This window comes from Streptomyces sp. NRRL S-350 (assembly GCF_000719705.1).
Classification (GTDB): Bacteria; Actinomycetota; Actinomycetes; order Streptomycetales; family Streptomycetaceae; genus Kitasatospora.
On record NZ_JOHO01000030.1, the window covers coordinates 68,660 to 78,563 of the forward strand.

The 9,904-nt window shown below is 73.1% G+C and carries 9 protein-coding genes; 2 read left to right on the plus strand and 7 right to left on the minus strand.

What is annotated here, in order from left to right; all coding sequences use genetic code 11:
• Window positions 1-6: 6 nt before the first annotated feature.
• Complete coding sequence (locus IF30_RS0124950) at window positions 7-1,746, minus strand: TIGR03767 family metallophosphoesterase (protein WP_107054509.1); 1,740 nt, start codon at window positions 1,744-1,746, stop codon at window positions 7-9.
• A 375-nt stretch (window positions 1,747-2,121) separates the two neighbouring features.
• On the opposite strand from IF30_RS0124950, the gene IF30_RS41960 reads away from it, so the two are divergent.
• Complete coding sequence (locus IF30_RS41960) at window positions 2,122-3,408, plus strand: cobalt-precorrin-5B (C(1))-methyltransferase (protein ID WP_037901120.1); 1,287 nt, start codon at window positions 2,122-2,124, stop codon at window positions 3,406-3,408.
• A 137-nt stretch (window positions 3,409-3,545) separates the two neighbouring features.
• On the plus strand, window positions 3,546-5,075 hold the full coding sequence (locus tag IF30_RS0124960) for a UDP-N-acetylglucosamine 1-carboxyvinyltransferase (RefSeq protein ID WP_030242523.1): 1,530 nt from the start codon (window positions 3,546-3,548) through the stop codon (window positions 5,073-5,075).
• A gap of 22 nt (window positions 5,076-5,097) precedes the next feature.
• Here the strand turns inward: IF30_RS0124960 and IF30_RS0124965 are convergent, their stop codons facing one another.
• The 6 genes from IF30_RS0124965 to IF30_RS0124990 form a co-directional block, all read right to left on the minus strand.
• Entirely contained in the window at window positions 5,098-5,604 is a 507-nt protein-coding gene (locus tag IF30_RS0124965) for a protein-tyrosine phosphatase family protein (protein WP_030242524.1), read from the minus strand.
• Window positions 5,605-5,629: 25 nt separating this feature from the next.
• Window positions 5,630-6,133 (minus strand): DinB family protein, encoded by a 504-nt coding sequence (locus IF30_RS0124970; RefSeq protein ID WP_030242525.1) that lies wholly within the window; start codon window positions 6,131-6,133, stop codon window positions 5,630-5,632.
• A 55-nt stretch (window positions 6,134-6,188) separates the two neighbouring features.
• Entirely contained in the window at window positions 6,189-6,929 is a 741-nt protein-coding gene (locus tag IF30_RS0124975) for a cobalt-precorrin-6A reductase (protein WP_030242526.1), read from the minus strand.
• Window positions 6,929-7,690, minus strand: a complete 762-nt coding sequence (gene cobM, locus IF30_RS0124980; RefSeq protein ID WP_030242527.1) for a precorrin-4 C(11)-methyltransferase — start codon at window positions 7,688-7,690, stop codon at window positions 6,929-6,931. Before cobM ends, IF30_RS0124975 begins: the two co-directional genes overlap by 1 nt.
• Complete coding sequence (locus tag IF30_RS0124985; protein ID WP_030242529.1) at window positions 7,687-8,940, minus strand: bifunctional cobalt-precorrin-7 (C(5))-methyltransferase/cobalt-precorrin-6B (C(15))-methyltransferase; 1,254 nt, start codon at window positions 8,938-8,940, stop codon at window positions 7,687-7,689. The genes cobM and IF30_RS0124985 overlap by 4 nt, the downstream gene beginning before the upstream one ends.
• A gap of 261 nt (window positions 8,941-9,201) precedes the next feature.
• The gene (locus IF30_RS0124990; protein ID WP_030242536.1) at window positions 9,202-9,627 is read right to left on the minus strand and encodes a gamma-glutamylcyclotransferase family protein; all 426 of its coding nucleotides are present in this window, start codon (window positions 9,625-9,627) and stop codon (window positions 9,202-9,204) included.
• Window positions 9,628-9,904: the final 277 nt, after the last annotated feature.

Consider the following 9,904-nt stretch of genomic DNA (forward strand, 5'->3'; position numbering starts at 1 on the left):
CCGCCGTCACCGGGTCGGCTTGGTGACCAGCAGCTCGGTGTTGTGGTCCTCGCCCGCGCCGAGCAGCGCCGTCGGCCGCCCGTTCGGGTCGTTGTACGACAGCTCGCGGTAGAGCGCCGCGAGGTTGGCGTCCGAGGTGCCGCCGAAGTCCGTTGCGTACGGCGCGGACGACTCGATCAGCGTGGTGAACAGCGAGAGCGTGCCGTCCCCGTTGTCCGCGACCTCGATGATCCGGCCGTGCTGCGGGTAGTCGATGTGGGAGGCGGTGTTGATCTCCCAGAACGCCCGCTCCGGCACGGCGTGACCGTGCGGCGTGATCTTGTTCATGTGGGTGTGACCGTTCACCCACGCGACCACGTTCGGGTAGCGCTGGAGCAGCGCCACCAGCTCGTTCCCGTCGTGCCGCTTCTCGAAGATGTTGCGCGGGTCCGGCAGCAGGTTGCCCATGGTGTTGCTGGTGTGGTGGCTGAACAGCAGGATCACGTCGTCCGTGCTCCCGCCCGTCACCCTGCGTCCGTCGGCGTCGTACCAGTGCCCGCTGTGCGCCTGCAACTGCTTCTCCAGCCAGCGCAGTTGGGCGGTGCCCAGGGAGCCGTCGGCGAATCCGGCCTGGTTGGTGGTGTCCAGGCTGATGCCCAGGACCTTCTCCGAGATGCGGAAGGTGTAGTAGAGCTTGCCGCTGTTCGCCATGTCCGAGGTGAAGCCGTGCCCGTACGGGCCGGCCCCGGTGGCCGCCGGGTCCAGGTGGGCCTTGGCGAACTCCTTGAGCGTGAACGGCTTGCGGCGCTCGTCCGGGGTGATCCGGCGCACCGCCTCGCCGTTCGCGATCAGCTTCGCCAGCAGCAGCACGGCGCCGGCCGGGTCGCGGCGCAGCGAGTCCATCAGCTGGGCGGCCGTCGCGTCGTCGCAGCCCTCCAGCTTGTACTGGCCGGTGTAGAGGTCGTTGAGCAGGCCGAGGTCCGGCAGCGAGCCCTCGATGCTGTCGTCGTGGTTGCCAACGGTCGTGTACCAGGGCGTACGCAGGCCCGGCGCGTCGAAGGGCCGGCCGGAGGCGGAGAGGAAGCCGGGTATCTGCGGGAAGCCCTTGGCCTTGTAGCCGTCGCTGTAGGCGAGTTCGGGGTTCCAGAAGGCCGAGTTGCCGGAGTTCTGCACGCCTTCGTAGCGGGTCGGGTCGCCGGTGTTCTGGGCCAGTCGGCCGCCGCCCATGACCTTGAGGTACCAGTCGAGTTCGGCGAGTTCGTGGTTGTCCGTGTTGTCGCCGGTGGCCATCACCATGCTGAACGGCATTCCCGTGTAGGGGCCGCCGTCGAGCGAGTTGACCCGTTCGACGAGGGCCGACACACCCCGGGCGTTCAGGGCTTCCTGCGGCCGGTAGGCGCTGCCGTTGAACCGCGCCAGGTACTCGAAGCGCACCGGCGACTCGGTGTCCACCAGGTGCAGGTCGCTGAACTGGACGAAGCTGGCCAGGCCGGTGCGGCGGTCGTCCCGCCCGGTGCCCGGCGCCGCCAGGTCGCCGCGCACCACGAGCGGCCACCCGGGCCCGGCCGTCAGCCGCTTGTAGGTGCCGGTGCCGACCGGCGTGGCCACCTGCTCCAGCGTGGTCCCGGCGACCTTGACGGCCCGCGAGGCCGTGGCCGCCAGCGCCCGGTCGCGCGTCGCGGCTGACGAGAACTGCGCGCCCCCCAGCGACAAGGCCGACCACACGGCGGCCACCGACGTACCCGTCAGGAACGTACGCCGACTCATCCCTGCCACAAAAACCCCCACATGCTGATGGCCCGGACGGGCGGACAATCCGCGCGCCGGACCGACGTGTCATGAACCCGCTTCTGGCGGACCGCCAGATTACTCACTGGTAGCGGCGGGGGGCGAGGCCCGTGCGGAGAACTCTTCGGGAACGCGCGGCGGCCGTAACCCGGCGGTACCGCAGCCCGGCGCCCCGGCGCCCCGGCGCCCGATGTCTCGACGGCTTCGCGCCACGGCGGCTCGCGCACCGGACCCCGGCAGGCTGCACCCCGGTCGGGCCGCGATCGGGCGCGTGGGGGAAAATCGGCGGCGGCGGCCGGTGCGGCCGTCCCGGAACGCAGGACGGCACGGGCGCCGTCGGAAGCGAGGCGCAGGGTGGCCGCAGCTGGAGCCGAGGCGGGTGGCCGGGCCGGCCAGCTGAAGAGCAGCGGCCTGCGGCACGGCTGGACGACGGGCGCCTGCGCCACCGCCGCTACCAAAGCCGCGTACACCGCGCTGCTCACCGGCGAGTTCCCCGACCCGGTGGTCATCACCCTGCCCAAGGGCCAGCAGCCCGCCTTCGCACTCGCCGCCGAGTACCTGTCCACCGGGCACGTCTCCGCCGAGGGCGCCTCCGCCGAGCACGTCTCCGCCGAGGACGCCTCCCCCGAGCACGTCTCCGCCGAGGGCCCCTCTCCCGAGCGCCCGGTCACCGCCGAGGGCCCTGCCGCCGCCCACGAACCGGCCGCCGGGAGGGGCGGGCGGCCGTACGCCATGGCCGGAGTGGTCAAGGACGCCGGCGACGACCCCGACGTCACCCACGGCGCGCTGATCCGCTCGACGGTACGGGCCGGGGAGCCCGGCGCCGGGGTGGTGTTCCGGGCCGGTCCGGGAGTGGGGACGGTCACCAAGGCGGGCCTGCCCCTGCCCGTCGGTGAGCCCGCGATCAACCCGGTGCCCCGGCAGATGATCAGGGACGCCGTCGCCGAGGTCGCCGCCGAGCACGGCGGCACCGGGGACGTGGTGGTGGAGATCTCCGTCGACCACGGCGAGGAGATCGCGCGCTCGACCTGGAACCCGCGGCTTGGCATCCTCGGCGGCCTGTCCATCCTCGGCACCACTGGGATCGTCGTCCCCTACTCCTGCTCGGCCTGGATCGACTCCATCCGGCGCGGTGTGGACGTGGCCCGGGCGGCCGGGCGCACGCACGTGGCCGGCTGCACCGGCTCGACGTCGGAGAAGGTCGCGGTCGGGGTGCACGGGCTGCCCGAGGACGCGCTGCTCGACATGGGGGACTTCGCCGGCGCGGTCCTCAAGTACCTCAAGCGTCACCCGGTGGCCCGGCTGACCATCGCGGGCGGCTTCGCCAAGCTGTCCAAGCTCGCGGCCGGCCACCTCGACCTGCACTCGGCGCGCTCCCAGGTGGACAAGGGGTACCTGGCCGGACTGGCCCGGCAGGGCGGGGCGGACGAGGCGCTGGTCGCGGCGGTGGCGGCGGCGAACACCGGGCTGGAGGCGGTGCAGTTGTGCCGGGCGGCCGGGGTGCCGCTCGGCGACCTGGTCGCCGAGGCGGCCCGGGCGACGGCGCTCGGCGTGCTGGTCGGTTCGCCGGTCGCGGTGGACGTCATCTGCATCGACCGCGCGGGCACCATCGTCGGTCGGGCGGAGCCGCTGGGGCCGTGACACTGTCACAGCTTCGCGACAGCATCATGTGGTGATGTGAAGATCCGACGCCTATACGGGGTGAGAAACGGACAAAAGTGGCGCAGTGTCGCGTCTCGACTCTGTTGGCATCTCAACCATGAGATATCGTCTGGCGAGTGACAGGCGACTACCTCACCCGCATCGGCACCCTCATCCGTACCGCACGTCAGCACCGCGGCTGGTCCCAGGCGCAGCTCGGCGAGGCACTCGGCACCAGCCAGAGCGCGGTCAACCGCATCGAACAGGGCAAGCAGAACGTCAGCCTTGAGATGATCGCCCGCATCGGCGAAGCCCTCGACAGCGAGATCGTCTCCCTCGGCTACTCCGGCCCCATGCACCTGCGGGTTGCCGGTGGCACCCGCCTCTCCGGCGCCATCGACGTCCGCAGCAGCAAGAACGCCTGCGTCGCGATCCTCTGCGCGTCGCTGCTGACCACCGGCCGCACCACCATCCGCAGCGTCGCCCGGATCGAGGAGGTCTACCGCATCCTCGAAGTCCTGACCAGCATCGGCGTCAAGAGCCGCTGGATCAACGACGGCCGCGACCTCGAACTCACCCCGCCCGCCGAGCTGGACCTCGCGGCGATGGACGTCGAGGCCGCCCGCCGCACCCGCAGCGTGCTGATGTTCCTCGGCCCGCTGATGCACCGCGCCCAGCGCTTCGCCATCCCGTACGCGGGCGGCTGCGACCTCGGCACCCGCACCGTCCAGCCGCACCTGACGGCGCTGCGCCGCTTCGGCCTTGAGGTCGCGACCACCGGCGGCGCCTACCACGCCTCGGTCGAGCAGGGCGCCCCGATGGACCGCCCGATCGTCCTGACCGAGCGCGGGGACACCGTCACCGAGAACGCCCTGCTGGCCGCCGCGCGGCACGACGGCGTCAGCGTCATCCGCAACGCCTCGCCCAACTACATGGTTCAGGACCTGTGCTTCTTCCTGGAGGAACTGGGCGTCAGGATCGAGGGCATCGGCACCACCACCCTCACCGTGCACGGCGTGCCGGAGATCACCCGCGACGTCGACTACACCCCGGCCGAGGACCCGGTGGAGGCGATGAGCCTGCTCGCCGCCGCCGTCGTCACCTCCTCCGAGCTGACGATCCGCCGGGTACCGATCGAGTTCCTGGAGATCGAGCTCGCGGTGCTGGAAGGCATGGGCCTCGACTACGACCGCACCCCCGAGTACCGGGCCCACAACGGCCACACGCGGCTGGTCGACCTCACCGTGCGCCCCTCCAAGCTGACCGCGCCGATCGACACCATCCACCCGATGCCGTTCCCCGGCATCAACATCGACAACGTGCCGTTCTTCGCCGCCATCGCCGCGGCCGCCCACGGCACCACGATGATCCACGACTGGGTCTACGACAACCGCGCGATCTACCTCACCGAGCTGACCCGCCTCGGCGCCGACGTCAAGCTCCTCGACCCGCACCGCGTCCTGGTCCAGGGCCCCACCCGCTGGCGCGCCGCCGAGATGATGTGCCCGCCGGCCCTGCGCCCGGCCGTGGTCATCCTCCTCGCGATGCTCGCCGCCCAGGGCACCTCCGTCCTGCGCAACGTCTACGTCATCAACCGCGGCTACGAGGACCTCGCCGAGCGCCTCAACTCCATCGGCGCCCGGATCGAGACGTTCCGCGACATCTGACCCCCGCCCCCGCCGCCCGGCCTCACCCGCTGAGCCCGGTCAGCAGTACCGCCACGTCCAACCCGGTGTTCAGGTAGTCCACGAACACCGGGTTGTTCAGCGCCCGGGGCGAACGCCGCTCCCGCACCAGACGGACCGCCTCGTCCGTGCCGTGCCCGAGGTCGACCAGCGCCTGCGCCACCACCAGGCCCGAGCGGTTGTAGCCCGCGTGGCAGCGCACCAGCGTCCGACAGCCCCGGCGGACGGCGGCCGCGGTGAGCCAGGCCGCCTCCTGGACGGCGAGCAGTTGGCCGGGGGAGAGCGGTCCGTCGGGCACCTCCCGGACGACGTGCTCCACCCCCGGCGCCGGGCCGTGCCCGGGGAGCGTGAAGAGGCTGACCACCAGGTCGAACTCGCCCTTCACGACCGCGCGTTCCGGTTCGCCGCCGGGCAGGGTGTAGTAGTGCCCGCCCATCCACAGCCCTGGAGCGATCTCGGTCCAGGGCTCGGACGGCCCGGGCGCGTCGCGTTCCTTCTGGCGGGTTCGCAATCCGACTCCCTCCGGCCCGCCGCCGCTATTCGCCGGTGCTGCCGTCGAGGTGCTCGCGGAGGAGGTCGGCGTGGCCGTTGTGGCGGGCGTACTCCTCGATCATGTGGGTGAGGATCCAGCGCAGCGAGAAGGCCTCCTCGCCGTGGTGGCCCAGGACGTCCAACGACTCTGCGGCGGAGACGAGTTCCCGTGCGTGGTCGCACTCGCGGCGCCAGACGGCGAAGGCCTCCTCCGGGTCGGCGGTGTCGGCGTCGAACTCGGCGAAGGAGCCGTCGGGGTGCTTCCAGAAACCGGGTGCGGCCTCGCCGTTGAGGACGTTGCGGAACCAGCCGCGTTCCACCTCGGCGAGGTGGCGGACCAGTCCTAGCAGGGAGAGCCCGGAGGGTTCCAGCACGCGGGTGCGCAGTTGCTCGGCGGTCAGGCCGGTGCACTTCATCGCGAGGGTGTCACGTTGGTGGTCCAGGAAGCCTGCGAGGGTGGTGCGTTCGTCGGCGGTGCGCGGGGTGCGGGTGCGTTGATCGTCGGCCATCGGGCCATCCTGCCGGACGGTCGGCGGCGCCGCCCGGCTGTTTCACCGGCCGGGCTCAGCCCGGTTGCTCCAGCCAGTGCAGTGCGGCCGCCACGTCCGGCGCGACCGGCACGCCTTCCGGTACCGGGGGGCGCTCCACCATGACCACGGGCAGGCCGAGTTCGCGGGCGGCCGTCAGCTTGGGCGCGGTCGCGGCGCCGCCGCTGTCCTTGGTGACCAGGACGTCGATGCGGTGGTCGCGCAGCAGCGCGCGTTCGCCGTCGAGCGTGAACGGGCCGCGGTCCAGCAGGACTTCGAAGGAGGGCGGCAGCGGCGGCTCGGGCGGGTCCACCGAGCGGGCGAGGAAGTGGACTCGGTCGAGGTGCGCGAACGCCGCGACGCCCTGCCGTCCGATGGTGAGGAAGATCCGCTCCCCGCGCCGCGGCAGCAGGTCGGCCGCCTCGGCGAGTGAGGCGGCGGGGAGCCAGCGGTCCCCGGTGACCGGCGCGAAGCCGGGGCGGCGCAGGACCAGCAGCGGCACGCCGGTGGCGGCGGCCGCGAGCGCGGCGTTGTGGGAGATGCCGGCGGCGAACGGGTGGGTGGCGTCCACGACGGCGTCCACCCGTTCGGCGCGCAGCCAGTCGGCCAGGCCGTCCGGGCCGCCGAAGCCGCCGATCCGCACCTCGCCGGCGGGCAGCCGGGGCCGGGCGACCCGGCCGGCGAGCGAGCTGGTGACCCGCAGGGACGGCCGGCCGTCGACGGCGGCGGCCAGTGCCCGCCCCTCCGTCGTCCCGCCGAGGACGAGCAGGTGCCGCATCACGCCCCGCAGGGCTCGTGCGGGCGCTCGCGGTCCGCCGAGTAGAGGTGGCTGTCGCGGAAGTGCTCGGCGGCCAGGGTGCGGCCGACGATGATGACGGCGGTGCGGACCACACCGGCGGCCTTGACCTGTTCGGCGATGTCGCCGACGGTGCCGCGCAGCACCAGCTCGTCGGGGCGGCTGGCCATGGCGACGACGGCGGCGGGGCAGTCGGCGCCGTAGTGCGGGAGCAGCTGCTCGACCACGTCGTCGACGTACCCGGCGGCCAGGTGCAGCACGAGCAGGGCGCCGCTGCGGCCGAGGGTTGCGAGGTCCTCGCCCTCGGGCATCGGGGTGGCGCGCTTGGCGATGCGCGTCAGGATGACGGTCTGGCCGACGGTCGGCACGGTCAACTCCCGCTTCAGCGCTGCCGCCGCGGCGGCGAAGGCGGGCACGCCGGGGACGACCTCGTACGGGATCCCGGCCGCGTCCAGTCGGCGCATCTGCTCGGCGACGGCGGAGAACACGGACGGGTCGCCGGAGTGCAGCCGGGCCACGTCGTGGCCCTCGCGGTGGGCTCGGGCCATCTCGTCGATGATCAGGTCCAGTGTCATCCGGGCGGTGTCGATGAGCCGGGCGCCGGGCGGGCACTCGTCCAGCAGTTCGCGCGGGACGAGGCTGCCGGCGAACAGGCAGACGTCGGCGCGGGCCAGGATGCGCTGGCCGCGCAGGGTGATCAGGTCGGCGGCGCCCGGGCCGGCGCCGATGAAGTAGACGGTCACGAGGCGTCCTCCTGGGGGGCTTCGGGCTTGCGGGTGTCGGGCTTGACGGCGGACCACTGGGTGACCGGCATGGCTTGACGCCACCCGGTGAAGCCGCCCACCGGGACGGCGTGGGCGACGGCGAGCTTGACGAGCTCGCCGCCGTGGCGCCGGTACCACTCGGCGAGCAGGGCCTCGGACTCCAGCGTCACGGTGTTGGCGACCAGTCGGCCGCCCGGGCGCAGGTCCGCCCAGCAACGGTCCAGCAGCCCTGGCGCGGTGAGGCCGCCGCCGATGAACACGGCGTCGGGGGAGGGGAGTCCGGCGAGGGCGGCGGGGGCCGGTCCGGTCACCACGCGCAGCCGGGGCACACCGAGCGCGGCGGCGTTGCGGGCGATCCGCTCGGCCCGGACAAGGTCGCGCTCGACGGTGACGGCCCGGCAGTCGCGGTGGGCACGCAGCCACTCGATGGCGATCGAGCCGGAACCGCCGCCGACGTCCCAGAGCAGTTCGCCGGGGGAGGGGGCGAGGGCGGCCAGGGTGGCGGCGCGGACGTGCCGTTTGGTGAGCTGGCCGTCGCTCTCGTACGCGGTGTCGGGCAGGCCGGGGACGAGGGACGTGCGGGGGCCGTCGCCGAGGTCGACGGCGATGACGTTCAAAGGGGCGCCCGGCGGGTGCGGCCAGCCGTCGGCGGGGCCGGCCAGGTGCCGCTCGGCGGGAGCGCCGAGCTGTTCAAGCACGCGCAGCCGGGCGGTGCCGTAGCCGCGGGCCGTGAGCAGCGCGGCGACGGCGGCCGGGGTGGCGGCGTCGGCGCTGAGCACCAGCAGGCGGCGGCCGGGGTGGAGGGCGAACGTGAGGGAGTCGAGCGGGCGGCCGACCAGGCTGACCACCTCGGTCGCCTCCAGGGGCCAGCCGAGCCGGGCGCAGGCGTAGGCGACGGAGGAGGGGTGTGGCAGCACGCGCAGGTGTTCGGCGCCGACGGTCTCGGCGAGGGTGCGGCCGATGCCGTAGAACATGGGGTCGCCGCTGGCCAGGACGGCGACGCGGCGGTCGGCGTGGGCGGCGAGGAGGCCGGGGACGGCCGGGCGTAGCGGGGAGGGCCAGGGGACGCGCTCGGCGGACACCTCCTCGCGGGGCAGCAGGTCCAGCTGGCGGGGGCCGCCGACGACCACCTCGGCGTTCCGCAGCGCGGCGCGGCCGGTGGCGGCGAGGCCGGGCCAGCCGTCGGCCCCGATACCGACGACGGTGATCGGGGATGGCAGCTCGGGCACCGGGTGGCTCCTCCTCGTTCGGGGGCGCCAGCGTTTCCGCTGGCCGGGGCAGCCTACCTGGCAGTATCCGGGCGATTCGCGGGCGGTTCGGACTGGCTTCCTGGGGGGTGTCAGCTGAGCGCTGACAACTGACAGGTGACAGATAACAGCTGACAGATAACAGATTTCAAACTCTGTCATCTGTGATCTGTTGCCGGTTGCCGGTCACCCCGACGCCTTCCCCCGACGTCTTCCCCCGGCTTCCCCCCGCCCTGCCGTCCGTCACCTGTCCGCCCAGTCCCCCGACTCGATCAGTGCGGGCCGTTCGCGCAGCCGTGCCTCCGCGCCGGGCCCCGCGAGGTAGACCCAGGCCTCCCGCAGCTCGCCCGTCGCGATCCGCACCGCCATCCGTCGGCGCACGTACAGGCCGGTCCCGTCCGCCCGGCACTCCTCCAGGGCGTCCAGGGCCGCCAGGGCTCCGGCGTACGCGCCGGGGCGGACGGTGATCAGCTCACCCGTGATCCGGCGCCCGGGTTCCGTGTCCGGCACCGCGTACGGGAAGCCGGGGCCCGCGTGCAGCGCGGCACCGTCCAGGACCGCCGGTCGGATGTCGGTGCAGCGTCCGGCCAGGTGGACGGCGTGGTTGCGGCTGCCGCTGCGAAGGGTGCCGTAGACGAAGAACGGCAGGGCGTCCTCGGGTGCGGACACGGGTTCGACCTCCTCGCCGGGGAGCGCTCACGGTACGTCCTGTGGTCCGATTCGTGATACCGACTGGCGCGCCGGACCGTCGATGCGCTCTCATGTCCGATGTTCGGCCAGCACCGTCCAAGGGGGACACACATGACATCGCCAGCCTCACCCCAACCGGCCACCACTTCCGGCCCGACCCCCACCCCTTCGGGCCTGACCCCCGGCGCGTCCGGCCCGACTCCCACCCTGTCTCTTATACACATCTCCGAGCCCACGAGACAGGCAGAAATCTCGT